Genomic DNA, 24,229 nt, shown 5'->3' with positions numbered 1-24,229 from the left:
AAAGAGACGAAATTCATGACCACCACGGTTGACACAGCCACCGCGGTCGTCGGGCGCGTTGCCCGCGTCACGGGCCCCGTTGTCGACATCGAGTTCCCCCACGACTCGCTGCCTGGCATCTACAACGCGCTGAAGACGACGATCACGATGGGCGAGCAGTCCACGGAGATCACGCTCGAGGTCGCTCAGCACCTGGGTGACGACAAGGTTCGCGCCATCTCGCTCAAGCCCACCGACGGCATGGTCCGCGGCCAGGAGGTGCGCGACACGGGCGAGCCGATCTCGGTCCCCGTCGGCGACATCACCAAGGGCAAGGTGTTCGACGTCACCGGCACCCCCCTCAACCTCGAGGAGGGCGAGACGTTCGAGGTCACCGAGCGCTGGCCCATCCACCGCAAGGCGCCGAACTTCGATCAGCTCGAGTCGAAGACGGCGATGTTCGAGACGGGCATCAAGTCGATCGACCTCCTCACGCCCTACGTGCAGGGTGGAAAGATCGGCCTGTTCGGCGGTGCGGGCGTCGGCAAGACCGTCCTCATCCAGGAGATGATCCAGCGCGTCGCGCAGGACCACGGCGGCGTGTCGGTGTTCGCCGGCGTCGGCGAGCGCACGCGTGAAGGCAACGACCTCATCGACGAGATGGACGAGGCGGGCGTCTTCGACAAGACCGCCCTGGTCTTCGGCCAGATGGACGAGCCGCCCGGGACGCGTCTTCGCGTCGCGCTCTCGGCTCTGACGATGGCCGAGTACTTCCGCGATGTGCAGAAGCAGGACGTGCTCCTCTTCATCGACAACATCTTCCGCTTCACGCAGGCCGGTTCCGAGGTGTCGACCCTTCTGGGCCGCATGCCGTCGGCCGTGGGCTACCAGCCCAACCTGGCGGACGAGATGGGTGTGCTCCAGGAGCGCATCACGTCGACGCGCGGTCACTCGATCACCTCGATGCAGGCGATTTACGTCCCCGCGGACGACTACACCGACCCCGCTCCGGCGACGACGTTCGCCCACCTCGACGCGACGACCGAGCTGTCGCGTGAGATGGCGTCGAAGGGTCTGTACCCCGCGATCGACCCGCTCACCTCCACGAGCCGCATCATGGACCCGCGCTACCTCGGCGCGGACCACTACCGCGTCGCGACGAGCGTGAAGCAGATCCTGCAGAAGAACAAGGAGCTGCAGGAGATCATCGCGATCCTCGGTGTCGACGAGCTCTCGGAGGAAGACAAGATCGTCGTCTCCCGCGCGCGCCGCATCCAGCAGTTCCTCTCGCAGAACACCTACATGGCGAAGAAGTTCACGGGTGTCGACGGGTCGACGGTTCCGCTCAAGGAGACCATCGAGTCGTTCGACGCCATCGTCAAGGGCGAGTTCGACCATGTCGCCGAGCAGGCGTTCTACAACGTCGGCGGCATCGGCGACGTCGAGGCGAACTGGGCGAAGATCCAGAAGGAGAACGGCTGATCATGGCTCTGCACGTGAACCTGGTGTCGGCCGAGGCGCAGATCTGGTCGGGTGAGGCCACTCTCGTCGTCGCGAAGACCGTCGAGGGCGAGATCGGCTTCATGGCCGGTCACGAGCCGACGCTCGCGATCCTCGCCGACGGCCAGGTCCGCATCACGCAGGCCGACGGCACGAAGGTGATCGCCGATGCGCGCGACGGCTTCGTCTCGATGGAGGTCGGCGACGACCTCAACATCGTGGCGGGCCACGCGAAGCTCGCGGCCTGACGCTTCTCCGACGACGGGGCGGGGATCTTTGGATCCCCGCCCCGTCTCGTCTGTCTTCACGAAGGATCTTCGACGTGCTTCTCCTGCTTCCCCCCTCCGAGACGAAGCGCTCCGGGGGAGAGGGGCCACCCCTCGACCTCGATGCGCTCGCCCTACCGCCACTGCGTGAGCAGCGACAGGAGGCCCTTCGGGGTCTCCTCGAGCTGGCGTCGGATGCCGATGAGATGAGCCGGGTGCTGAAGCTCAGCGACCGGCAGCGAGACGAGGTGACGGTCAACCGCACGGTGTGCACGGCGCCCACGCTGCGGGCCGTCGACCGATTCACCGGCGTGCTCTACGACGCCCTCGACGCCGCCTCTCTCCACGAGGGTGCTCAGGCGTGGCTCAGCGAGCATGCGCTCATCCAGACGGCCCTTCTCGGCCCGGTTGGCGCGACGGATCCTCTTCCCGCATTCCGTCTCTCCGCGGGGCACCGTCTTCCGGGGCTCCCCCCGCTCAAACGGCACTGGTCGTCCTCGACGACTGCCGCGCTCGATGGTGTCGATGGGCCGATCGTCGACCTGCGGTCGGAGGCCTATCGCGCGCTCGGACCCGTGCCGGGAGGGCCTGCGCAGGCGTACGTACGCGTCGTGGCGGAGAGCGGCGACGGTGCAGTTCGCGCGCTCAATCACTTCAACAAGAAGACGAAGGGTCTCTTCACCCGCGCCCTCGCACAGGATGCGCCGGACATCTCTGGTCTTGACGACCTCGTCACCTGGGCCTCCGGCGCGGGCTTCTCGCTGCGCGACGCGGCGACGCCCGGTGAGATCCTCCTCATTGAACGCACCTGAGCGGTCGGAGTGGGGAGAACTGCCCACTTCGCCGGAATGGCGTGCGGGGCCGCGCGGTCGGTCGCTACGCTGAGTCCAGGCGGCGCGATCGTCGCCCATCATCACACAGCAATGGGGGACCATCATGTACGACGATTACAGCTCGTATGACATCTACGGTGAGAGCGTCTTCGCCGCGCTCTTCGGCTTCCTGCTGATCATCGTCCCGATTCTGCTCATCGGCGGCTACGTCCTCACGGCGGTCTTCTACATGAAGCTCTTCGAGAAGGCGGGCGTCGAGGGCAAGTGGCGTGCGTGGATCCCGTTCTACAACAGCATGATCTTCCTGAAGCTCGGCGACATCAATCCGTGGCTGATCTTCTTCGTGTTCGCCGGTGCGATCCCGGTGGTGAACTTCATCGGATGGATCGGCAGCCTCTTCGTCTCGGTGCTGTTCATCATCGCGGCCTACCGCATCGGTCTGAAGCTGCAGAAGCAGGGCGCATGGGTCGTGCTCTACATCTTCCTGGCCATCGTCTGGCTCGGAATCATGGCATTCGACAAGTCGCGCTGGAACACGCAGGTGCAGCCGGCCGGCTGGGCCGGGAACGGCTTCCTCGGCGACCGGACCCAGTGGAACGGCATCCCGAGCCAGGTCGTCGGCGGCTTCGCGCAGCCGAACTACGGTCAGCAGCCGGGTCAGCCGCAGCAGCCCTACGGTCAGCAGCCGGGCTACCCGCAGCAGCCCTACGGCCAGCAGCCGCCGGCTGCGCCACAGCAGCCCTACGGTCAGCAGCCCCCCGCCGCACCGCAGCCGCCGGCGCCTCCCCAGTCGCCGCAGCAGCAGCCCCCGCAGCAGCCGGGCACACAGGACGGCCCGCCCGCGCCTCCCCGGCCTCCGCAGCAGCCCTGACGCGATCCTCCTTCCGAGGAGGCCCGTGGCGTCAGCGACCCCGCGCGACGACTCGTCGAGCGGGGTCACTGACGTCTCACGGCCGTTCTCCCCATAGACTGGACGTCACGCGCCGCGCAGTCGGCGGTGCGCATCGCCCGGAAAGGCAGCCTGTGCCAGAAGAGACAACTCCCGCGGCGCCGCAGCGACCTGAGACGCATTCTCAGGCTCTCTCGCTGCCAGACGGCGCCTCGCTCACCCTGCGCTGGGCCGGGAGCACCGATGCGGGCCACAAGCGCGACAACAACCAGGATTCCTTCCTGACGGTGTTCCCGATGTTCGTCGTGGCCGACGGCATGGGCGGACACGTCGGAGGCGAGATCGCGAGCCAGAGCGTCGTCAGTCGCCTGGAGCACGTCGCCGAGCAGGGCGTCGTCACGCCCGCGGCGATCGATGAGGCGCTCACCTACGCCGTGCAGGACATCGCCGACCACCCGGACGCCACCGACGAGGGCACGGGCACCACGCTCACGGGCGTCTATCTCGACCCGACGGATGACGGCGCGTCGGTCGTGGCGATGAACATCGGCGATTCGCGCGTCTACCTGCAGCGCGGCGACCAGCTGATGCAGGTTACGACGGACCACTCGCTGGTGCAGGAGCTCGTCACCGCGGGCCGCCTCAGCGAGGAGGAGGCCGAGACGCACCCGTACAGCAATGTCATCACGCGCGCCGTCGGCCCGACCGAGGCGGTGTCGCCCGACTACGTGCGCATCGACGTGCAGCAGGGCGACCGCTACGTCGTCTGCTCGGATGGGCTGACGAAAGAGCTCACCGACTACGGGATCCTGCACTTCCTGCACGAGAACGCCGACCCCGCCGATGCGGTCGTCGCGATGATGAAGGCCGCGCTCGACAACGGCGGCCGCGACAACGTCTCGATCATCGTCGTCGACATGGCCGAGCTGGAGCCTGCGCCCGCGGGTGACACCGTCCCGCGCGACGACTGAGTCTCGGCGCGTCGCCGCGAGGCAGCGTGTCCACAGGCGACGAAACAGTGCGATCTCTCCACAATCGCGCTGATCAGCGGGCGGCGCGGGCTCGTATCCGCTTGTCTGGCGAACATGTCGTTTGCGCCCATCGAGACCACCGCCGCTCCCGCCACGCGCCGCCTCGCCGAGCCGCTCGAGCTCCCCGACCTGCCGGATCCGCCGTCGCGTCGGCCCTTCCCTCTGGTGGCCTCGATCGTCCCCGTGATCGGCGCCGTCGTCATGTGGCAGGTCACGGGCTCGATGTTCATGCTCTGGTTCGCGGCGCTCGGACCGTTCATGGCGGTGGCGTCGCTGCTCGACGGCGCCCGCGGCGCCCGGCGTGACCGGCGACGCGCGGAGCGCGACCTCGAACAGGCGTGCGTGCGTCTGCGCGAAGAGGTCGACCGCCGACACGACGAGGAGCGCTCCCTGCGGTGTGCGGCCGCGCCGGATGTCGCCCGTGCCGCGGGGCGCGACGGGTGGACGTGGCGACGCCGCGGAGATCTGGTGGTCGGAACGGGCGAGGCACCGAGCGTCGTGGTCGTCAGCGGAGGCGAGGGGCCCTCGGCGGAGCAGCTGAGAACCGACGCCGCGGTCCTGCAGAACGCCCCTGTCACGGTTCCGTGGCAGGGCGGAATCTGCGTGCGAGGCGACGACGTCACCGGGCGCGCGATCGTGCGGGCGCTGGCGCTGCAGCTGTGCGTCCGGAATCCCCCGTCTGCGGTGCGGCTGGTGGGGGAGCCGCTGGGCGAGGACTGGGCGCACGGTCTTCCGCATGCGGCGAGCGACGTCGCCGTCGACGCCGCTCAGGTGGCGGTCGTGCGCGCGGGAGAGCCGATCCCCGCGCAGATCGATGCGGTCATCGCGCTGGCTGTTCCGGGGGAGGCGGTTCCGCACGAATGCGCGGCGCTGCTCGAGGTCGACGCCGGGCTGCGCGGGCGCCTCGTCGCCGATGGCGGCGACGTCGACCTCGCGCTCGAGGCGATCTCGGTGCCGCAGGCCGCGGCCGTGGCCGAGACGATGGCGGCGCGTGATGCGCACGCGGCCGTCGTCCTTCCGGACGGTCCTGTCCCGTTCGATCACGTCGCGCGGCGCGACCGTGACGAGCACGATGCTGACGTCGCCCCGTCCGGGCTTCGGGCGGCCGTCGGCCTCGGCCCTCACGCATCCGACGCGCAGCCGCCCATCGTCACGGTGGATCTCGTCGCGGATGGTCCGCACGCAGTCGTCGTCGGCACGACCGGAGCGGGCAAGAGCGAGTTCCTCACCACCTGGATCGCGTCCCTCGCGGCGACGACATCACCCTCCGAGCTCGTCTTCCTGCTCGGTGATTTCAAGGGCGGCACGGCGTTCGAGCACCTGCGGGCCCTGCCGCACGTCTCCGGCGTGCTGACCGACCTCGACGGCGGCGGAGCCAGACGCGCGGTCGAGGGGCTCCGGGCCGAGATCCGGCGTCGGGAGCGCGCGATCGCGGGCGCCGGCGCGAGAGATGTCACCGACCCGAGGGTCGGGCTCGCGCGCCTGGTCATCGTCGTCGACGAGTTCGCGGCGCTGCTGCAGGAGCATCCCGACCTGCACGCTGTGTTCACCGACGTGGCCGCGCGCGGGCGCGCGCTCGGAATGCATCTGGTTCTGGGAACCCAACGCGCCGCAGGCGTCCTGCGCGACGCCCTCATCGCGAACTGTCCGCTGCGGGTCAGTCTTCGGGTCGCAGAGGACCGGGAGAGCACGCAGATCATCGGCTCGGACGCCGCCACGCGGATCCCCGGCGACGCGGCTCATCGCGGGGTGGGATATGTCCGACGGGCCTCCGACCAGGCGGCGAGCATCGCGCGCTTCTCGCTCACGCGTGCGCAGGACGTCGCGGCGATCGCCGAGCGCTATGCGGGAGTCGAGCCCGCGCAGGGGCCGCTCCTGCCAGAGCTTCCCGTGGAGTGGCGCCCCGATGCGCAGCAGGAAGATGACGGAGGGCTCGTGTTCGGCCTCGCCGACGACCCCGCGGAGCAGCGCCAGCACGTGGTCTCGGTGCGGCCGGGTGCCGATCGCGGACTGTTCGTCATCGGCGGTGCGGGCTCGGGAAAGACGTCGCTCGCCGCGTGGATCGTCGAGTGCTCCGTCCGCCGAGGGCTCCGGGTCATCGCTGTCCCCCGTGACAGCGAGGGCGCGTGGGATGCACTCGACGCGGCGCTCGCGGATCCGCCCGACGTCTTCGTCGTGGACGACGCCGACGCGCTGCTGGCGCGGTTCCCGACCGAGTACGCGCAGGCGGCGGGGGAGCGGCTCGAGGCGATCGTGCGCGACGCCGGCTCCACGGGCACGACGATCGTGCTCACCGTCGCGCGCCTCACGGGCGTGGTCTCGAAGATCGCCGATGTGCTGCCGCGGCGGGTCGTCCTCGCTCTTCCCGCGGTGCACGATCACACTGCCGCGGGTGCCGACCGTGCGCTGTTCGACGCGCAGCGGTCACCCGGTCGAGCCGTCGTCGACGGCCTGGAGGTACAGCTCGCGCATGCCGAAAGGGTGCCCGCACGCGACGAGATGACGGATCCGTCGCGCTGGGTCCCGACCGCTCCCGTGACCGGGATGGTGCTGCGCGCCGCCGCTCGCCGCGCGAGCGGCCTGCGAGCGGCCTGGGGGGACCGTGCGCACGTGCTTCTGATCGATGATGTTCCCCCGGGGTCCACGCCGGAATCGCTGGCCGACGGATCCGCGGCGCCGCTCGTGCTCGCGGGGGAGGCGGACGCCTGGCAGCGCCAGTACGCCCTGCTGCAGCGCGTGCGGTCAGCGGGGGACATGGTCGTCGGCGCCGACTGCGCGAGCGATCTGCGCACGCTCGTCGGCGAGCGCGACCTTCCCCCATACGCACGACCGCGCGCGGCGCGCGCCTGGCTCGTCGCAGCGGGCGATGCGCCCGTACGGGTGGTGCTCCCGTGAGCATGTCGGCGAACGACGCGCCCCGCGCCGGGCATAGGGGGACGATCGTATGGGTGCGTCAGACGGTCGAGCGGATGATCCCGACCGGCGATCCACCGCCGAGGACGCGCAGGCCGGGGCGCTCGGCGAGCGCCTGGCCGACCTCCGCCACCGAGAGGGACCCCGCGCGCGCGAGCAGCGCGAGCGCGACGAGCGAGCCGGCGCGGTTCGAGCCATCGAGCATCTTGAGTGCGACGGTCGTGCCGTCGGGGGCGATGACGATCTGCACGCCCTCAGCGCCCTTCTTCGAGAAGACGCCGAAGCGCTCGATCGAGAGGGTGTCGTCTCCGCCGGGACCCTCGATGACCCACGGGTTCTCACGGACCGCGCGCACGAGGGCGCCCGCGACGCGGTGCAGTGCGAACGGCGAGCTCTCCGACGACGCGCCGATGCGGTGGACGCCGCGCGCGAGGGCCTCGAGCGACATGACGTGCACCGGGGCGCCGCAGCCATCGATCACGGACCCGGCGGTCTTGACGCCCGTGAGGCGCTCGATCACCTCGCGGATGTGCACCTGCAGGGGGTGCGCGGGGTCGAGGTAGGTGGCGACGTCCCAGCCGTTCACCCGGCAGGCCGTCAGCATCGCGGCGTGCTTCCCCGAGCAGTTGTGGCGCACGGCGGCCTTCTCGGCCCGATCGCGCACGAGCTCATGGCGGGTGTCGGCGTCGCCCGGCCACGAGGGCGGGCAGAGCAGCGCGTCCTCGCTGAGGCCGATGTCGGCGAGCATGCCGCGCACGACCGCGGCGTGTCGATCGGTGCCGTTGTGGCTGGCGGTCGCGATCGCGAGACGCTCCCCGTCGAGCGCGGCCCCCGCCGTCACCGAGGCGATCGCCTGGAGCGGCTTCAGGGACGACCTCGGCAGGATGAGCGCCGACGGGTCGCCGTGCGACGCGACGACGGAGCCATCGGAGTCGAGCACGATCGCCGACCCGGCATGGCGGGATTCGACGAACCCACCGCGCTCGACGACGGCGAGCTCGGCGGCGGCAGATGCGGGAAAGGTCTCTGCGGAGGAAGGCACTCATCCACTCTAAGCACACGTACTCTCATCACTATGAGCGCTCACCGATACGCCGTGTCCACCACGTGGACGGGAAACACCGGATCCGGCACGAGCGGCTATCGCGACTACAGACGCGATGTGACGATCCGCGTCGAGGGGAAGCCCGAGATCCTCGCGTCGGCCGACCGCCCCTTCCGCGGTGATCCCGCGCGATGGAACCCCGAGGACATGCTTCTCGCGGCGCTCAGCGAATGTCACCTGCTCTCGTATCTGCACGCCTGCACGACACGCGGTGTCGTCGTGACGGGGTACGTCGACGACGCGGAGGGCTCGATGGTGCTCGAGGGCAGCGCGGGACGCTTCGAGCGGGTCATCCTGCGTCCGCGTGTGACGGTCGCGGAGGCGTCGATGATCGACGAGGCGTCTGCCGCGCATCACGACGCGCACGCGTGGTGCTTCATCGCGAACAGCGTGAACTTCCCCGTTGAGGTCGAACCCGAGATCGCCGCCGGCTGACGCCCCTACTTGCGCTCGTGCGGGAGGACCTGCTTGATCTTCTCGACGGCGCCCTGCGCCGGCGGCTCGTTGTAGGTTCCGGCGAGCTCCTGGCCGGACAGCGCGTGGATCGCCGACATGATCTCGTCCGTCGCCGCGCGGCGCGCGCGGCCGGACTTCGCCGGACCGTGGTGCGACAGATCGAGCGGTGCGCCGAACTTGACGTCGACGCGCTGCCGGAGCGACGGCAGCTTCTGCCCGACGGGCATGACCTTGTCGGTGCCGATGAGCCCGATCGGCACGACGGGAGCACCCGTCTCGAGAGCGAGGTAGGCGACGCCGGTGCGGCCCTTGTAGAGACGTCCGTCGCGGGAGCGCGTCCCCTCGGGGTGGAGCGCGACGGCGGCGCCTGACTCGAGGATCCGCTTCTGCTGGTCGAGCGCCTCCATGGCCGCCTGGCCGGCGCCGCGGTCGACGGGCATGGCTCCGACGGCCGTGAAGAACGTGCGCGAGAACCAGCCCTTGATCCCCGTGCCGGTGAAGTACTCCGACTTCGCGAGGAAGTGGACGGCGCGCGGGGCGGCGGCGATCGGGATCGCGATCGAGTCGATGAAGGAGAGGTGGTTGCTCGCGAAGATGACGGGCCCGTCAGCGGGGATCAGCTCCTTGCCCTCGACGCGCGGACGATAGACGGCGCGGGCGATGGGCCCCAGAGCGATGCGCCCGAAGGTATACGCCCAGCTGGGTGTGGAGGAGGCGGCCTCGGGCGATTCGGTCATCATCCCAGGATAGAACGCGCGCATGCCCGAGCGGGAATCCGGTGGCGACGTGCGGATGAGCGCGGGTCAGCCCATCCATAGCCCGGATGCGAGAGGATAGGCGGGTCCGTCCGAGGAATAGAGGTCTTCCGTGCGTCGTCGCTCTCTTGCGATCCTGTCCACTGCCGCTGTCGCGGCGCTCGCACTCGCGGGCTGCTCGTCCGATCAGTCCGGCGATCCCGAGGCGGACGGGACCGAGGCTCCCGCGAGCCTGTGCGACGCGGCAGCACCCGAGGGCGATGCCGTCTCGTCGATCGAGGTCACGGGCGAGGTCGGAGAGGAGGCCGAGGCGACGTTCGAGGCGCCGCTCGAGATGGCGGAGATCGAGCGCACTGTCATCGTCGAGGGCGAGGGCGATCCGCTCGAGGCCGGCGACTACATCAGCTACGGCGCGACCGTGTACGACGGCGAGTCCGGCGAGAAGATGGGGTCCGAAGGGTACGACGAGGCGTCGTCGCTCCCGGCCGCGGTGACGGCCGACAACATCTTCGGTCAGGCGCTCGGCTGCGCGACGCCCGGCACGCGCGTGGCGTTCACGTTCCCGGGCCAGACGGCCGAGGACGGCACGGCGTACCCATCGCAGGTGTATGTCCTCGACTTCTTCGAGTCGGTCCCGACGCAGGCCACGGGCGAACCTCAGGATCTCCCCGACGGCTTCCCCGCGCTCGAGACGGCCGACGACGGCACCCCCACCGTCACCGTGCCCGACGGCTTCGAGACGCCCGAGACGACCGAGCTCGCCGACTCGATGGTCGGCGACGGCGACGAGGTGCAGGACGGCGACACCGTCTTCGTGCAGTACCTCGGCGTCAAGGCCTCCGACGGCTCCGAGTTCGACTCGAGCTGGTCGCGTGGCGCGCCGACGTCGTTCCCGACGTCTGGGGTGATCGAGGGCTTCACGAAGGCGCTCGTCGGGCAGAAGGTCGGCTCGCAGGTCGTCGCCGTCATCCCGCCCTCGGAGGGCTACGGGGCCAGCGACGGGCACGAGCTGCAGGACGAGACGCTGATCTTCGTCGTCGACATCCTCGGCACGATGCGCACGCCTGAGGGAACCGCGGCGCAGTAACGCCATGCGCTCCGTCATCGTCCTCGGGTCCAGCGGGTCCATCGGCACGCAGGCGCTCGACGTCATCCGGCGCAACCCCGACCGGTTCGACCTCGTCGGCCTCGCGACGGGCTCGAATGCCGCGCTCCTCGCCGAGCAGGCCGCGGAGTTCGGCGTCGTGCACACGGCGCTCGGCGCGGAGGAATCCGCGCAGCTCGTGCGCGACGTCGAGGCCGATGTCGTCCTCAACGGGATCACCGGATCCGTCGGGCTGGGCCCGACGCTCGCCGCGCTCCACGCGGGGCGCACGCTCGCGCTCGCCAACAAGGAGTCGCTCATCGTCGGCGGTGACCTCGTCAAGGGGATCGCGCGTCCCGGGCAGATCGTGCCGGTCGACTCCGAGCACTCCGCCATCGCGCAGGCGCTGCGATCGGGCGAGCGCGGAGAGGTCCGGCGTCTCGTCGTGACGGCGTCGGGCGGTCCGTTCCGCGGGCGCTCGCGCGCGGAGCTCGCCTCGGTGACTCCGGCGGATGCGCTGAAGCACCCGAACTTCTCCATGGGGCGCGTCATCACGACGAACTCCGCGACCCTCGTCAACAAGGGCCTCGAGGTCATCGAGGCGCATCTGCTGTTCGACGTGGCCTATGACGCGATCGAGGTCGTCGTGCACCCGCAGCAGATGATCCACTCGATGGTGGAGTTCCGCGACGGATCGACGATCGCGCAGGCGGGTCCGCCCCGCATGCTCGTGCCGATCGCGCTCGGGCTGTCGTGGCCCGCGCGCCTCGCCGACGTCGACGAGCCGATCGACTGGACCGCCGCGCAGTCGTGGGAGTTCCTGCCGCTCGACGATGAGGCGTTCCCCGCCGTGCGTCTCGCGCGTCAGGTCGGCCAGGCGGCGGGCACATTCCCGGCCGTGTACAACGCCGCGAACGAGCAGGCGGTCGACGCGTTCCACGAGAAGCGCATCGGATTCACCGAGATCGTCGACATGGTCGAGGAGGTCGTCCAGCAGCACGACGCGCCCGGGGAGCTCACGCTCGAGACGCTCGCTGAAGCCGAACGATGGGCGCGCGGGGCCGCCGATCAGCGGATCCTCGCGTCGCGCTGAGAGAATCGGTCTCGTGACCTCGGACATCGACCTCACCCAGCTGCCGCGCGTCCGGCGCACGGCCCCCACCATGCTCCGGCCGGAGCATCCCGCCGAGCGCCGCGTCGGAGACCTCGCCGCGCGGCTCGACGGTGAGCTGAGAGGGGACCCCGACACGTCGATCCGCGGAATCACGCTCTCGTCGAGCGATCTCGTGCCGGGCGAGGTGTTCGTCGGGATCCGCGGCGCGAACCGCCACGGCGCCGAGTTCGCGGCCGCCGCCGCGGAACGCGGAGCGGTCGCCGTCCTCACCGACGACGAGGGGGCAGAGATCGCCGCTGCGACGGGGCTCCCGATCGTCGTCGTCGAGAGCCCGCGGGCCGTGCTCTCGGAGGCGGCCGCATGGGTCAATCGCACCACCGCGTCCGATGATCTCCCTCTCCTGCTCGGCACGACCGGCACGAACGGGAAGACGAGCGTCACGCACCTCCTCGAGGGGCTGCTCACTCAGATCGGCGTCGTCGCCGGCGCCTCGACCTCCGCCGAGCGCGTCGTCGCGGGCGAACGCGTCGTGGCCGGGCTCACGAGCCCCGAGGCCACGGAGTTCCATGCGCAGCTCGCGCGCATGCGCGAGGCCGACGTCGAGGCCGTCGCGATCGAGGTCAGCGCCCAGGCCGTCACTCGCCATCGCGTCGACGGCGTCGTCTTCGACGTCATGGCCTTCACGAATCTCAGCCACGACCACCTCGACGACTACGGCGACATGGAGGCGTACTACGCGGCGAAGGCGCCGCTGTTCACCGCCGCGCATGCGAAGCGCGCGGTCGTCTCGCTCGACTCGGCGCCGGGGTCCCGGATCCTCGCCGACACCGAGGTGCCCGTCACGACGATCGCCACTCCCGAGATCGCGGCCGACCGCGGGCTCGCCGAGCGCGCCGACTGGATCGTCGAGATCACGGCCGAGCGCCAGCAGGGGACGTCGTTCCGCCTGTCGGGCCCGGACGGGCGGGTGCTCGAGACGACCGTGCCCGTGATCGGCGCCCACATGGCCTCGAACGCCGGCCTCTGCGTCGTCATGCTGCTCGAAGCGGGCTACCCGTGGGAGAGGATCCGCGATGCGCTCGAGCGCGACGGCGGGCTCATCGCCTGGGTTCCCGGCCGCACGCAGCTCGTCTCCGGGACCGAGGGTCCCGCCGTGTTCGTCGACTTCGGCCACACGCCCGACGCGTTCGAGAAGACCCTCGCGGCCGTGCGCCGGGTGACGCCCGGTCGCACGATCATGCTCTTCGGCGCCGACGGCGATCGCGATGCGACCAAGCGCCACGACATGGGACGCACGGCGGTCGAGGGCAGCGACGTCGTGGTCATCACCGATCACCACCCGCGACACGAGGATGCCGCGTCGATCCGTCAGCAGCTGCTCGCGGGCGCGCGGGCGACGGATCCGGATCACGAGATCCACGAGGTCTCGCCGCCCGAGCGCGCGGTCGTGGCCGCCGTCTCCCTCGCCGGCCCCGGCGACGCGATCCTCTGGGCCGGGCCCGGTCACCAGAACTACCGGGACATCGAGGGCGTCCAGTGGGGCTACTCGGCGCGTGAGCTGTCGCGCCGCGCGCTCATCGCCGCCGGCTGGCCCGCCCCCGACCGCGTCTGGCCCAACCCGTACGAAGACGACTGATGGCCGTCATCGCCTTCATCGTCGGCGTGCTCGTCATGCTCGTCGGGCTCGCCGTCTCGATCGCCCTGCACGAGCTGGGGCACATCGTGCCCGCCAAGGCCTTCGGCGTGCGGGTCGGCCAGTACATGATCGGCTTCGGTCCGACCCTGTGGTCGAGGCAGATGGGCGAGACCGAGTACGGGTTCAAGGCGCTTCCTCTCGGTGGCTTCATCTCGATCGCGGGCATGTATCCGCCGAGTCCGCAGGCCGAGGGAGCGAAGAAGCGCCTGTGGTCGACCCTCGTGCAGGACGCCCGCGCCGCCAACGACGAGACGATCACCGAGGCGGGCGACACGCGCGTGCTGTACCGGCAGGCGACGTGGAAGCGGGTCGTCGTCATGCTGGGCGGCCCGTTCATGAACCTCGTCCTCGCCGTCCTCATCTTCTCGATCCTGTTCAGCGGCATCGGCCTGCAGCAGTCGACGACGACCGTCGCAAGCGTGTCCGAGTGCGTCCTGCCCGCCGGATCCACCCAGACGGAGTGCGCGCCCGACGACCCCGCATCCCCGGCCGCGGCCGCCGGGCTCGAACCCGGCGACGTGATCACGTCCGTCGACGGCACATCGGTCTCGACGTTCGCGGAGGCGTCCGCGATCGTCCGCGACCACCCCGGCGAGGCGATCGACGTCGTGGTCGATCGCGACGGATCCTCGGAGACGCTCCGCGTCACGCCCGTCCTCGCGACGAACGACTACGTCGACGCGTCGGGTGAGCAGGTGACCGCCGAGGTCGGCTTCGTCGGGTTCAGCCCCACGACGGAGCGCGTGCGCCAGCCGATCTACATGGGCGCGGAGGCCGCGTTCGACAACGTCGGCGCCGTCGCCGGCATCATCGTCGAGCTCCCCGTGCGCCTGTACGACACGGCCGTCGACCTCTTCACGGGCGGCGAGCGCGACCCCGACGGGCCCATCAGCGTCATCGGCGTCGGCCGGATCGCGGGCGAGGTCGCGGCGACGGAGGCCCCGATCATCGAGCGCGTCGCCGTCATGCTCAGCCTGCTCGGGTCCCTCAACATCGCGCTCATGGTGTTCAACCTCATCCCGCTGCTGCCCCTCGACGGCGGTCACGTCGTCGTCGCGCTCTGGGACGGGATCAAGCGCCTGTTCGCGAAGCTGACGGGCCGGCCCGCGCCGAAGCCCGCCGACGCGACCCGGCTCGTGCCGCTCACGCTCGTCGTCGTCGTGCTCATGATCGGCATGGGCGCGCTCCTCTTCGCCGCCGACATCTTCAACCCCGTCGACCTCCTGGGCGCGGGATAGAGCGCGGCCGCGCCCTCGAGGAGGACGCGGCCGCGGAGACGAGGTGTCAGAACGAGATCGGCACGACGCCGTCGTCGGTCTGGTAGCCGGTCGTGGGGGCGTGGGGGATGTCGTCCCAGCGGGCGGGATCCTCCGCCTGCGCCTCGCCGGTGGCGAAGCCCACGAGTGCGGTGCGCACCGCCACGATGTTCTGCTGGATCGAGCGACCCCGCGCCTTCTGCCCGAGGCTGCCATCGGATGTGTTCCCGCTCGTCTCGAAGAAGATGGTGGGGTGGCTGTGGCCTTCGGGGTTCAGGCCGAACTCGTCGAGCCCGAGCATCATCGCCGACACGACGCCGCCGTGGATGTCGATCTCGAGATCGCCGCCCACCTGATAGCGATCGACGTTCGCGTAGCCGAGGGCGTCGAGCTCGTCGAAGACGTGCACGTGCAGCTGGCGCGTGAGCACGTCGTACGCTCCGTCCGCGATGCCCGGGAGCGTCGGCCCGCCGGGGGCGAGCGAGACGCCGAGCGACATCGTCACGTCGTCGCCCGTGCCGTGCTCGGTCTTGAGGCCCTGGTGGTGGATGTCGATCGCGAGCGCGGGGTCGACCATCGTCCAGTACTCGTAGAACGCGACCGACTCGTCGGCCACGAACTCTCCGGGCTGCCAGTCCCGGTTGAGGTCGATGCGGTCGCCCGTGTCCTCGAGGATCGTGTGACGGATGTTCGCCTCGGAGCCGTCCGGGTTGTACATCGGGATGACGTGGAACGTGTACTTCTCACGCAGCAGATCCCATTCCGCGGATCCGTTCCGACCGAGCTCCTTGAGGATCGCGAGGAGCGACTCGGCGCCGTACGGCTCGTTGCCGTGGATCCGGCCCTGCAGCCAGATGCTCTCGGGGCCGTCGCCGACCGTCGCGACGTGGAGATCGCGCCCCTGCTCGGAGGTGCTCACCTCGGTGCCGACCTCGGCGAGCGTGAATGCGTCGACGCCGAATCGCGAGGTGCGCTCGAGCTTGTCGAGCTCCGCGACCACGTCGTCGTAGTCGAGGATCGACGATGTGGGCGTTGTGCCCCCGGTATCGGGGAAGGAGGGATCCGCGGCGGCGGGCACCGCTGCGGCGAGGGGAGCGCCGAGAGCGACCGCCGAGGCGAGGGCGATCGTCGCGCGGCGACGGGAGGGAGCGGGGGAGCGAGTCATGTGATTCCTGTTCATCGTCGTCGATCACGGGAACGGCATCGCGCCGAATCAGGCGAGACGGCGCGGGCGTCGGAGCCTCGCGTGGAGCGGGTCTCCGAACGCCTGCTCGTGAGCGTATCGATGCCGGCGCATCGTGGTCCAGACGGTGTGGAGGATCCGCGCTGCGGCGCCCGGAGCCGCGCGCTGACCGCGCGCTCTCACCCCAGTCGCGCGAGCGCGGTCTGCGCCGCGAGGCGGCCGGACATCCCGTGCACGCCGGGGCCGGGGACCGTCGAGGCGGAGCAGAAGAAGACGTGCGCGTCTCCCGTGGCCCACGGGGTCAGCGAGAGCGTGGGCCGGGCGAGGAGCTGACGCAGATCGGGGGATCCGCCGTCGATGTTCCCCGCGACGAGGTTCGCGTTGTGGGCCTCCATCGCGTCCGGATCCGTCACATGGCGCGCGAGGATCCGCTCGCGGAAGCCGGGCGCGAAGTGCTCGACGCGCCGCTCGATCGCGTCGGTGATGTCGCCGTCGAAGCCCGCCGGCACGTGGCAGTACCCGCCGAAGGCCGCCTTCCCCGCGGGCGCACGAGACGGATCCACGGCGGAGGCCTGCGACATGAGCAGGAACGGCTCGTCGGGAACGCGGCCGCGCGCGACCTCGTGCTCGGCGCGGACGACCTCGCCGGCCGTGCCGCCGAGGTGCAGGAAGCCGGCGTCGGCGATCGACGGATCCGCCCAGGGCACCGGCCCGTCGAGGGCCCAGTCGACCTTGTAGACGCCGGGGCCGTGGCGCAGGCTCGCGAGAGCGCGCGCATAGCGCGGCGCCATGCGGTGGCCGGCGATCCTCAGCGCATCGCGCGGCGACGTGTCGAGCAGCACGGCGCGTGCGCTCGGCAGGCGGTCGATGCTCGTGACGCGCTCTCCCGTCACGAGCTCTCCTCCGAGCGCACGCAGTCGTGCGATGAGCGCGTCGGCGATCGACTGGGATCCGCCGACCGCGACGGGCCAGCCGACGCCGTGCGCGAAGGCGCCGAGCGCGACGCCGACGAGGGCGGCGGCGGGCTGCTTCAGATCGAGGATGGAGTGCGCCGCGAGACCCGCGACGACCGCGCGGGTGCGCTCGTCGCGCAGGGCGCGGAGGATCCAGGTGGTGGGCCACACGCTCGTCGCCCCCAGTGCGAGCACGTCGAGGTTCGGGCGCAGCGGGTTCATGATGCCGCGCGACAGGGGCTCCCAGCGCTTCCCGAAGGTGCCGACGACGGCGCGCCAGAGCTTCTCGTCGGCGCCGAACCCCGCCGCGGTGCGGTCGACGTCGCGCAGGAGGAGGCCGGATGATCCGGGAGCGATGGGGTGCCCGAGGGCGACGTCCGACTGCGCGAACCGCAGGCCCTCGCGCTCGAGGCCGAGTGCGCGGAACGCCGGGCTCGCGACCCCCATGGGATGCGTCGACGCGCAGTGATCGTGGCGGAATCCGGGCAGCGTCACCTCGTCGGTGCGCAGTCCGCCGCCGGGGGTGTCCTGCGCCTCGATGACGACGACGCGCCAGCCCGCCTCGGCGAGCGTGACGGCGGCGACGAGGCCATTCGGGCCCGACCCCACCACCACGGCGTCGACGTCGAAACTGGTCACGCCTCCACGCTACCTCGCAGCGCGTGGGTCACGAGGCGCTCGAGGGTGCGGATCCCGTCGCGCGACAGAATCGACTCGAGGTGCCCCTGCACGCTCGCGAAGCCGGCGCCGCGCAGCGCGTGCACGTCGCCGCGCTCGGTGGCCGCGATCTGGACCTCGCCGACGAGACCGCAGCGGTGCTCGCTCGGCGTGAGGCGCGTGACGCCGGGCAGGACGCGGGCGGTGAAGGTGTTGTAGAACCCGATCGCGGCAGGTTCTCCGAACAGGTCGACCGTGAGCTGCAGGCCCTGGTGCGGACTGTCGAGCGGCGCGATCTCGATGCCGAGACGATCCGCGAGGACCTGATGGCTGAGGCACACCGCGAGCAGAGGAGCGCGCCCGGCGACGCGGCGCGCGACGATCTCGCGAAGCCGGCGGATCCGCGGGCTCTCGATGTCGCGCGGGTCGCCGGGCCCCGGACCGGCCACGATGAGCTCCGCCGCATCGACGACGTCGTCGGAGGCCGCGCTCCAGGGGACGATCTCGACGGCGATGCCGAGGCGCCGCAGCTGGTGGGCGAGCATCGTCGTGAAGCGGTCCTCGGCATCGACGACGACGGCGCGACGCCCCGCGAGCGGCGGGGCCGCCGCGGCGTGGGACTGGTCGTCGAGCCAGAACGACGCGAGTCGGGCGTTGCGCGAGGAGAGCAGCTCGGCGATCTCGGGGTCGTCGGCCAGCTGCGCCCGCTCTGCTCGCGGGGCGTCGTCGTCGGTCCCCGCGACGGTGGTGACGGCGCGCGGGATCGCCCCGATCGCGCCGAGGACGCCCGCCGCCTTGCCGTGCGTCTCGCTGACCTCGCCGTACGGGTCGCTGTGGCGAACGAGGGTGGCCCCGGCGGGGACGCGCAGGCGGCCGTTCTCGATGTACGCCGTGCGGATGAGGATCGGCGCGTCGAGGTCGTGCCCGCCCTCGCGCGGGGTGAACAGCGCGGCGACGCCGGAGTAGTAGCCCCGCGGGGCGTGCTCGTGGCGGCGGATGACGGCGCACGCGTTCTGCATGGGCGAGCCCGTGACGGTCGGCGCGAACATCGTCTCGCGCAGGATCTCGCGGGGATCCAGCTTCGAGTTTCCGCTCAGGACGTACTCCGTGTGCGTGAGGCGCGACATCTCCTTGAGGTGCGGGCCGGTGATGCGTCCGCCGTCGCTGCAGACGGCGCTCATCATCTTGAGCTCCTCGTCGACGACCATGAACAGCTCCTCGGTCTCCTTCGCGTCGCGGAGGAAGGCACCGAGCGTCTCGGCCGTCGCCCCGCCGGCGGGGTGGCGGAATGTACCGGAGATGGGATTCATGGTCACGGTGCGGGCATCGGCGGATCCGTCCGAGACGGCGGTCACGTGCGCCTCCGGACTCGCGCCGACGGCGATGTGTCCGGGCGTGACGATCGCGAACGTCCAGTACGCGCCGCGCTCGTGCTCGAGCAGTGCGCGGAACCACGTGAGCGCGGCGACGCGAGGGTCGGCCTCGACCGATGCCGTGTAGTCGCGGCGGATGACGAAGTTCGCGCCCTCGCCGCGTCCGATCTCGTCGCGGATCACGGTGCGCACGGTCTCGGCGTAGTCGTCGTCGGCGATGTCGAAGCCCGCGTCCGCGAGCGGGATCTCGTCGTGCGGGAGAGCGTCGATGACGTCGGACGCGGGGAAGGAGTCGTGTGCGTCGACCAGCAGGCAGCGCAGGGGAGCGTCGTCGTCGGGGCGCGCGTCGAATCCGCGCTCGCGGACCTGTCCGAACGGCACCATCGCGAGCACCTCACGGGGCGCGCCGGACGGATCCGCGAGGGGGATGTCGGCGAGCAGATCGACGTCGACGACGTCGCCTGTCAGCACCTCCACGGTGGACGCGCCGTCGCGCGCGAGGAGCGCGAACGATCTCTGCGGGTCGGCGGCGAGCGCGGACAGGAGGGCGGCGGGGTTCTCTGCCATCTGGGACTCACTTCGTGTGGTTCAGGCGGAGGCCCCGCATACGCGAAACGACCGCCGGGATCGACGGTCGTTCTTCGAAGGTTCGCGAAGGGGGCCGCCTAGAGAGCGAGCCACCACCAGGTCTGAATCGCGAACACGAACCAGACGCTACACACCGGCTGTGGATCCCCGCAACTGCGGGTCGCATCGGGCGTCGCGGCGTAGGCTGGGGGACGTGCCAGCAGTGAACCTCGGTGTGCCCCGCGTTCCCGTGACCCTCGCCCCGCGTCGCAAGTCGCGGAAGATCGACGTGGGCAAAGTCGCCGTCGGCGGCGACGCCCCCGTGAGCGTGCAGTCGATGACCACGACGAAGACGCACGACATCAACGCCACGCTGCAGCAGATCGCCGAGCTGACGGCGTCGGGCTGCGAGATCGTGCGCGTCGCGTGTCCGACCGACAAGGACGCGGAGGCGCTCAAGATCATCGCGATGAAGAGCCAGATCCCCGTCATCGCCGACATCCACTTCCAGCCGAAGTACGTCTTCGAGGCGATCGACGCCGGCTGCGGCGCTGTGCGCGTCAACCCCGGCAACATCCGCAGGTTCGACGACAAGGTCGGCGAGATCGCGAAGGCGGCGCAGGACGCGGGAGTGAGCCTGCGCATCGGCGTCAACGCCGGATCCCTCGACCGGCGTCTGCTCGAGAAGTACGGCAAGGCGACGCCCGAGGCGCTCGTCGAGTCGGCGGTCTGGGAGGCGTCGCTCTTCGAGGAGCACGACTTCCACGACTTCAAGATCTCCGTCAAGCACAACGATCCCGTCGTGATGGTGCAGGCGTACCGCATGCTCGCCGAACGCGGCGACTGGCCGCTCCACCTCGGCGTGACCGAGGCGGGCCCGGCGTTCCAGGGCACGATCAAATCGGCGACGGCGTTCGGCATCCTCCTCGGCGAGGGCATCGGCGACACGATCCGCGTCTCGCTGTCGGCTCCGCCGGCTGAGGAGGTCAAGGTCGGCCATCAGATCCTGCAGTCGCTCAACCTGCGCGAGCGCACGCTCGAGATCGTGTCGTGCCCGTCGTGCGGTCGCGCGCAGGTCGACGTCTACACGCTCGCCGACGACGTGACCGAGGGCCTCAAGGACATGACGGTGCCGCTGCGCGTCGCGGTCATGGGCTGCGTCGTCAACGGGCCGGGCGAGGCGCGCGACGCCGACCTCGGCGTCGCGAGCGGCAACGGCAAGGGCCAGATCTTCGTCAAGGGCGAGGTCATCAAGACGGTGCCCGAGGCCGACATCGTCGAGACGCTGATCCAGGAGGCGAACCGCCTCGCCGACGAGATGGGTCCCGACGCGGCTCCCGGCACGGCGCAGGTCATCACCGCATAGCGCGAGCGTCGCCTCACGGCAGCAGGGAGTCTCCGAGCGGGCCGGGGTTGTGCGCGATCTCCCACCGGAACCCGTCGGGATCCGCGATGTAGGCCGAGTAGCCGCCCCACTCGCGCGCGAGCGGTTCGGCGACGATCGTCGCGCCGGCCCGACGCGCGACCTCCACGGCCGCGTCGACGTCGGCGCGCGAGGCGACGTTGTGCGCCAGGGTGAGGGGCGGCGCTCCCTCGCCCCGGGCGATCTCGCCCAGCTCTGCCTGCGCCTTGTCGCGCTGCCACAGCGAGAGGATCTGTCGCGTGCCGACGCGGATCATGAGCACCTCGCCGGGCACGATCAGCTCCGCCGGCCAGCCGAGGCCGTCGACGTAGAAGGAGCGGCTGCGCTCGACGTCGTCGACGACGAGCGTGACGAGGCTGATGCGGGGATCCATGGCGGCGGTCATCTCGCCATCGTGCGGGGCGGATCCGCGCGGCGCAAGAGGTCGGCCGGCGCCGTGGCTCTCACTCGACCTTCGCCGCGACCTCGGCGAGGAAGCGGTCGGACGCATCGGCGATCGCCGAGGCGTCCGTCAGAGCCGTCACCGGCAGAAGGAACTCGTCGACGCCCGCCGCGGCGTATGCGCCCATGAGGTCGACGAGCTGCTGCGACGACCCGCCGATCGCAGGGCGTCCCTTCGCGTTCACGGCCGCGGCCTTCTCGGCGTCGTCGAAGAACACCAGCGCCTGTGTCGTGCGCCAGAGCGACGACGACGATCGGCCCGCGGTCTCGAGCGCCGTCGTGAAGATGGCGTTCTTGCGGGAGAAGAGGTCGGGCGTCGACCACATGTTCCACTCGTCCGCGTAGCGCGCGACGATCTTCGGCATGACCTTCTCGCCCTTGCCTCCGACGAGGACCGGCAGGCTCCCGTGCGGCCGCGGGTTCAGCGACGCGCGCTCGAGGGCGTAGCGCTCGCCGGAGTGATCGACGAACTCCTCGTCGCGCAGGCGCGTGATGACCTCGAGTCCCTCGCGGAACCAGCGGATCCGGCTCGGCACGTCCCCGTACTCGATACCGAACGCGCGGTGCTCGTTCTCCTGCCACCCGGCGCCCATCCCGAGAACGAACCGTCCGTCCGCGATGTCGCTCAGGGCCGCCGCCTGCTTCGCGACGATCGCGGGGGAGCGGTACGTGTTGCCGAGAACCATCGAGCCGAGGCGCACGCGCTCGGTGACGGCGGCGAGCGCGGACAGCTGCGTGAGGCATTCGCCGCGGGAGCCGTCGTTGGGCTCTGCCGTGTTGTCCATGAAATGGTCTTCGAGCCAGACTCCGCGCCACCCCGCGGCCTCGGCATGCAGGGCGGCGGCGCGCAGCTCGCGCCAGGGCAGATTCGCGGGGAGCCAGAGCGAGAACTTCATGCCCTCACGCTACCCAGCCGCGCGCGGATGCGTTCTCGCGCGCTCCTGCGCGTCGTTTGCCAGGGGCCCGGCCTAGACTCATCCCGTGGTCACTCGTCTCTCGAAGCTGTTCGTTCGCACCCTCCGTGAAGATCCCTCCGACGCCGAGGTGCGCAGTCACAAGCTGCTCGTGCGCGCGGGGTACATCCGCCGCCAGGCGCCCGGCATCTTCGCCTGGCTCCCGCTGGGGCTCAAGGTGAAGGCGAAGATCGAGCGCATCGTCCGCGAGGAGATGGAGGCCGCGGGTGCGCAGGAGGTGCACTTCCCGGCCCTGATGCCGCGTGAGCCCTACGAGCAGACGGGCCGCTGGGACGAATACGGCGACGCCCTGTTCCGCCTCAAGGATCGCAGGGACGCCGACTATCTGCTCGCGCCGACGCACGAGGAGGCCTTCACGCTGCTCGTGAAGGACCTCTGCACGTCCTACAAGGACCTGCCGCTCACGATCTACCAGATCCAGGACAAGTACCGCGACGAGGCGCGCCCGCGCGCGGGCCTGCTGCGCGGACGCGAGTTCACGATGAAGGACGCGTACTCGTTCGACCACACCGACGCCGGCCTCGACGACAGCTACCAGGCTCAGCGCGACGCCTACGAGCGCATCTTCCAGCGCCTCGGCATCGAGTACGAGATCGTCGACGCCGACGCGGGAGCGATGGGCGGATCCCGCAGCGAGGAGTTCCTGCACCCGACGCCGGTGGGAGAGGACACCTTCGTGCGCAGCGCGGGCGGCTACACGGCGAACGTCGAGGCGTTCACGACCGTCGTCCCCGACCCGGTCCCGTTCGACGACCGGCCCGCTCCCACGGTCTTCGACTCGCCGGGCACGACGACGATCGCGACGCTCGTGTCCCACGCGAACGACGTCGTCGCCGGAGCGCCCGCGGGCGGCTGGACGGCGGCGCACACTCTCAAGAACGTCGTCCTCGCGGTGACGCCCGCGGGCGGCGACCGCGAGGTCGTCGTCGTCGGTCTCCCCGGCGACCGCGAGATCGACGACAAGCGCGCCGAGGTCGCCTTCCACGGCGCGGCGGTCGAGGCCGCGACGCCGGAGGATCTCGCGAAGCACCCGCAGCTGGTCCGGGGGTTCATTGGCCCCTGGTCCGAGTCGGGTGCCGTGCTCGGCGAGGAGTCGGCCTCGGGCATCCGCTACCTGCTCGATCCGCGCGTCGTCGAGGGCACGGTCTGGATCACCGGTGCGAATGCCGCCGATCGCCACGTCCACGGTCTCGTCGCGGGCCGCGACTTCTCCGCCGACGGCGTCGTCGAGGTCGCGAACGTGCGCGAAGGCGACCCGGCTCCCGACGGATCCGGTCCCGTCACGCTCGAGCGCGGCATGGAGATCGGACACGTCTTCCAGCTCGGTCGCAAGTACGCCGAGGCGCTCGGGCTCAAGGTGCTCGACGAGAACGGCAAGCAGGTCACCGTCACGATGGGCTCGTACGGCTTCGGCGTCACGCGCGTCCTGGCGATCATGGCCGAGCTGCTCAGCGACGACAAGGGGCTCATCTGGCCGGAGCCGGTCGCGCCGTTCGACATCCATGTCGTGGCCACCGGCAAGGGGCAGGAGGCCTACGACCTCGCCGACGAGCTCGTCGCGGGCCTTGAGGCGGCAGGCAGGGAGGTCCTGCTCGATGATCGCCCCAAGGTCTCGCCGGGCGTGAAGTTCGGCGACGCCGAGATGCTCGGCATGCCGCAGCTCGTCGTGGTCGGACGCGGCGCGAAGGACGGCGAGGTCGAGCTCTGGGATCGCCGGTCGGGCGACCGAGCGACGATGCCGCTCGCCGACGCGCTCGCGCGACTCACCGCCTGACGAACGA

Annotated in this window: 20 protein-coding genes; 13 read left to right on the top strand and 7 right to left on the bottom strand. The window is 70.7% G+C overall.

The window, feature by feature from the left end:
- Window positions 1-15: 15 nt before the first annotated feature.
- The 6 genes from atpD (at window position 16) to KOL93_RS12520 (ending at window position 7,393) form a co-directional block, all read left to right on the top strand.
- The gene (gene atpD, locus KOL93_RS12540; RefSeq protein ID WP_221585735.1) at window positions 16-1,461 is read left to right on the top strand and encodes a F0F1 ATP synthase subunit beta; all 1,446 of its coding nucleotides are present in this window, start codon (window positions 16-18) and stop codon (window positions 1,459-1,461) included.
- Between the two features lie 2 nt (window positions 1,462-1,463).
- Window positions 1,464-1,727, top strand: coding sequence for a F0F1 ATP synthase subunit epsilon (locus tag KOL93_RS12535; RefSeq protein ID WP_221585734.1), 264 nt, complete (start codon window positions 1,464-1,466; stop codon window positions 1,725-1,727).
- 74 nt (window positions 1,728-1,801) lie between these two features.
- Window positions 1,802-2,557 (top strand): YaaA family protein, encoded by a 756-nt coding sequence (locus KOL93_RS12530; protein WP_221585733.1) that lies wholly within the window; start codon window positions 1,802-1,804, stop codon window positions 2,555-2,557.
- Between the two features lie 124 nt (window positions 2,558-2,681).
- Entirely contained in the window at window positions 2,682-3,449 is a 768-nt protein-coding gene (locus tag KOL93_RS16245) for a DUF5684 domain-containing protein (RefSeq protein ID WP_260406560.1), read from the top strand.
- Between the two features lie 152 nt (window positions 3,450-3,601).
- Window positions 3,602-4,438 carry a PP2C family protein-serine/threonine phosphatase gene (locus KOL93_RS16240; protein WP_308291629.1) on the top strand — a complete coding sequence of 279 codons (837 nt, stop codon included), beginning with the start codon at window positions 3,602-3,604 and terminating at the stop codon, window positions 4,436-4,438.
- A 114-nt stretch (window positions 4,439-4,552) separates the two neighbouring features.
- Window positions 4,553-7,393: an FtsK/SpoIIIE domain-containing protein gene (locus tag KOL93_RS12520; RefSeq protein WP_221585731.1), complete on the top strand. Its 2,841-nt coding sequence runs from the start codon at window positions 4,553-4,555 to the stop codon at window positions 7,391-7,393.
- A gap of 58 nt (window positions 7,394-7,451) precedes the next feature.
- On the opposite strand, the gene KOL93_RS12515 is transcribed toward KOL93_RS12520, so the two are convergent.
- On the bottom strand, window positions 7,452-8,453 hold the full coding sequence (locus KOL93_RS12515; RefSeq protein ID WP_221585730.1) for an asparaginase: 1,002 nt from the start codon (window positions 8,451-8,453) through the stop codon (window positions 7,452-7,454).
- Window positions 8,454-8,486: 33 nt separating this feature from the next.
- Between KOL93_RS12515 and KOL93_RS12510 the strand changes: the two genes are divergently transcribed.
- The gene (locus tag KOL93_RS12510; RefSeq protein ID WP_221585729.1) at window positions 8,487-8,951 is read left to right on the top strand and encodes an OsmC family protein; all 465 of its coding nucleotides are present in this window, start codon (window positions 8,487-8,489) and stop codon (window positions 8,949-8,951) included.
- A 5-nt stretch (window positions 8,952-8,956) separates the two neighbouring features.
- Here KOL93_RS12510 and KOL93_RS12505 read toward each other — a convergent pair whose 3' ends face one another.
- The gene (locus tag KOL93_RS12505) at window positions 8,957-9,709 is read right to left on the bottom strand and encodes a lysophospholipid acyltransferase family protein (RefSeq protein WP_374107117.1); all 753 of its coding nucleotides are present in this window, start codon (window positions 9,707-9,709) and stop codon (window positions 8,957-8,959) included.
- A 130-nt stretch (window positions 9,710-9,839) separates the two neighbouring features.
- Here KOL93_RS12505 and KOL93_RS16385 point away from each other — a divergent pair, with 130 nt between their 5' ends.
- From KOL93_RS16385 to KOL93_RS12485, 4 genes are all read left to right on the top strand, one after another.
- Complete coding sequence (locus KOL93_RS16385; RefSeq protein WP_221585727.1) at window positions 9,840-10,814, top strand: FKBP-type peptidyl-prolyl cis-trans isomerase; 975 nt, start codon at window positions 9,840-9,842, stop codon at window positions 10,812-10,814.
- Between the two features lie 4 nt (window positions 10,815-10,818).
- Window positions 10,819-11,904: a 1-deoxy-D-xylulose-5-phosphate reductoisomerase gene (gene dxr / locus KOL93_RS12495; protein WP_221585726.1), complete on the top strand. Its 1,086-nt coding sequence runs from the start codon at window positions 10,819-10,821 to the stop codon at window positions 11,902-11,904.
- Between the two features lie 70 nt (window positions 11,905-11,974).
- Window positions 11,975-13,561 carry a Mur ligase family protein gene (locus KOL93_RS12490; RefSeq protein WP_221585992.1) on the top strand — a complete coding sequence of 529 codons (1,587 nt, stop codon included), beginning with the start codon at window positions 11,975-11,977 and terminating at the stop codon, window positions 13,559-13,561.
- Window positions 13,561-14,859 carry a M50 family metallopeptidase gene (locus KOL93_RS12485; RefSeq protein ID WP_221585725.1) on the top strand — a complete coding sequence of 433 codons (1,299 nt, stop codon included), beginning with the start codon at window positions 13,561-13,563 and terminating at the stop codon, window positions 14,857-14,859. The genes KOL93_RS12490 and KOL93_RS12485 overlap by 1 nt, the downstream gene beginning before the upstream one ends.
- 46 nt (window positions 14,860-14,905) lie before the next feature.
- On the opposite strand, the gene KOL93_RS12480 is transcribed toward KOL93_RS12485, so the two are convergent.
- The 3 genes from KOL93_RS12480 to KOL93_RS12470 form a co-directional block, all read right to left on the bottom strand.
- Entirely contained in the window at window positions 14,906-16,042 is a 1,137-nt protein-coding gene (locus KOL93_RS12480; protein ID WP_221585724.1) for a M14 family zinc carboxypeptidase, read from the bottom strand.
- A gap of 197 nt (window positions 16,043-16,239) precedes the next feature.
- The gene (locus tag KOL93_RS12475) at window positions 16,240-17,652 is read right to left on the bottom strand and encodes a phytoene desaturase family protein (RefSeq protein ID WP_221585723.1); all 1,413 of its coding nucleotides are present in this window, start codon (window positions 17,650-17,652) and stop codon (window positions 16,240-16,242) included.
- Window positions 17,649-19,610 carry an anthranilate synthase family protein gene (locus tag KOL93_RS12470; RefSeq protein WP_221585722.1) on the bottom strand — a complete coding sequence of 654 codons (1,962 nt, stop codon included), beginning with the start codon at window positions 19,608-19,610 and terminating at the stop codon, window positions 17,649-17,651. The genes KOL93_RS12475 and KOL93_RS12470 overlap by 4 nt, the downstream gene beginning before the upstream one ends.
- 235 nt (window positions 19,611-19,845) lie before the next feature.
- Here KOL93_RS12470 and ispG point away from each other — a divergent pair, with 235 nt between their 5' ends.
- Window positions 19,846-20,976, top strand: coding sequence for a flavodoxin-dependent (E)-4-hydroxy-3-methylbut-2-enyl-diphosphate synthase (gene ispG, locus KOL93_RS12465; protein ID WP_221585991.1), 1,131 nt, complete (start codon window positions 19,846-19,848; stop codon window positions 20,974-20,976).
- 13 nt (window positions 20,977-20,989) lie between these two features.
- Here ispG and KOL93_RS12460 read toward each other — a convergent pair whose 3' ends face one another.
- The gene (locus tag KOL93_RS12460; protein ID WP_260406559.1) at window positions 20,990-21,418 is read right to left on the bottom strand and encodes a VOC family protein; all 429 of its coding nucleotides are present in this window, start codon (window positions 21,416-21,418) and stop codon (window positions 20,990-20,992) included.
- Window positions 21,419-21,476: 58 nt separating this feature from the next.
- Window positions 21,477-22,370: an LLM class flavin-dependent oxidoreductase gene (locus tag KOL93_RS12455; protein ID WP_221585721.1), complete on the bottom strand. Its 894-nt coding sequence runs from the start codon at window positions 22,368-22,370 to the stop codon at window positions 21,477-21,479.
- Between the two features lie 85 nt (window positions 22,371-22,455).
- On the opposite strand from KOL93_RS12455, the gene KOL93_RS12450 reads away from it, so the two are divergent.
- A complete protein-coding gene (locus tag KOL93_RS12450; protein ID WP_221585720.1) occupies window positions 22,456-24,222 on the top strand; it encodes a proline--tRNA ligase in 1,767 nt (588 codons plus the stop codon).
- Window positions 24,223-24,229: the final 7 nt, after the last annotated feature.

This window comes from Microbacterium salitolerans (assembly GCF_019720895.1).
GTDB lineage: Bacteria > Actinomycetota > Actinomycetes > Actinomycetales > Microbacteriaceae > Microbacterium.
Note: the sequence above shows the minus strand (reverse complement) of the source record. Positions and strands in the feature narration are given on the sequence as shown.

What these genes read in the sequence shown, in the direction of transcription:
- atpD (WP_221585735.1), top strand. Translation starts at nt 16, where the DNA reads ATGACCACCACGGTTGACACAGCCACCGCGGTCGTCGGGCGCGTTGCC.
- KOL93_RS12535 (WP_221585734.1), top strand. Translation starts at nt 1,464, where the DNA reads ATGGCTCTGCACGTGAACCTGGTGTCGGCCGAGGCGCAGATCTGGTCG.
- KOL93_RS16245 (WP_260406560.1), top strand. Translation starts at nt 2,682, where the DNA reads ATGTACGACGATTACAGCTCGTATGACATCTACGGTGAGAGCGTCTTC.
- KOL93_RS12520 (WP_221585731.1), top strand. Translation starts at nt 4,553, where the DNA reads ATGTCGTTTGCGCCCATCGAGACCACCGCCGCTCCCGCCACGCGCCGC.
- KOL93_RS12510 (WP_221585729.1), top strand. Translation starts at nt 8,487, where the DNA reads ATGAGCGCTCACCGATACGCCGTGTCCACCACGTGGACGGGAAACACC.
- KOL93_RS12505 (WP_374107117.1), bottom strand. Translation starts at nt 9,709, where the DNA reads ATGACCGAATCGCCCGAGGCCGCCTCCTCCACACCCAGCTGGGCGTAT.
- dxr (WP_221585726.1), top strand. Translation starts at nt 10,819, where the DNA reads ATGCGCTCCGTCATCGTCCTCGGGTCCAGCGGGTCCATCGGCACGCAG.
- KOL93_RS12490 (WP_221585992.1), top strand. Translation starts at nt 11,975, where the DNA reads ATGCTCCGGCCGGAGCATCCCGCCGAGCGCCGCGTCGGAGACCTCGCC.
- KOL93_RS12485 (WP_221585725.1), top strand. Translation starts at nt 13,561, where the DNA reads ATGGCCGTCATCGCCTTCATCGTCGGCGTGCTCGTCATGCTCGTCGGG.
- KOL93_RS12480 (WP_221585724.1), bottom strand. Translation starts at nt 16,042, where the DNA reads ATGACTCGCTCCCCCGCTCCCTCCCGTCGCCGCGCGACGATCGCCCTC.
- KOL93_RS12470 (WP_221585722.1), bottom strand. Translation starts at nt 19,610, where the DNA reads ATGGCAGAGAACCCCGCCGCCCTCCTGTCCGCGCTCGCCGCCGACCCG.
- KOL93_RS12460 (WP_260406559.1), bottom strand. Translation starts at nt 21,418, where the DNA reads ATGACCGCCGCCATGGATCCCCGCATCAGCCTCGTCACGCTCGTCGTC.
- KOL93_RS12455 (WP_221585721.1), bottom strand. Translation starts at nt 22,370, where the DNA reads ATGAAGTTCTCGCTCTGGCTCCCCGCGAATCTGCCCTGGCGCGAGCTG.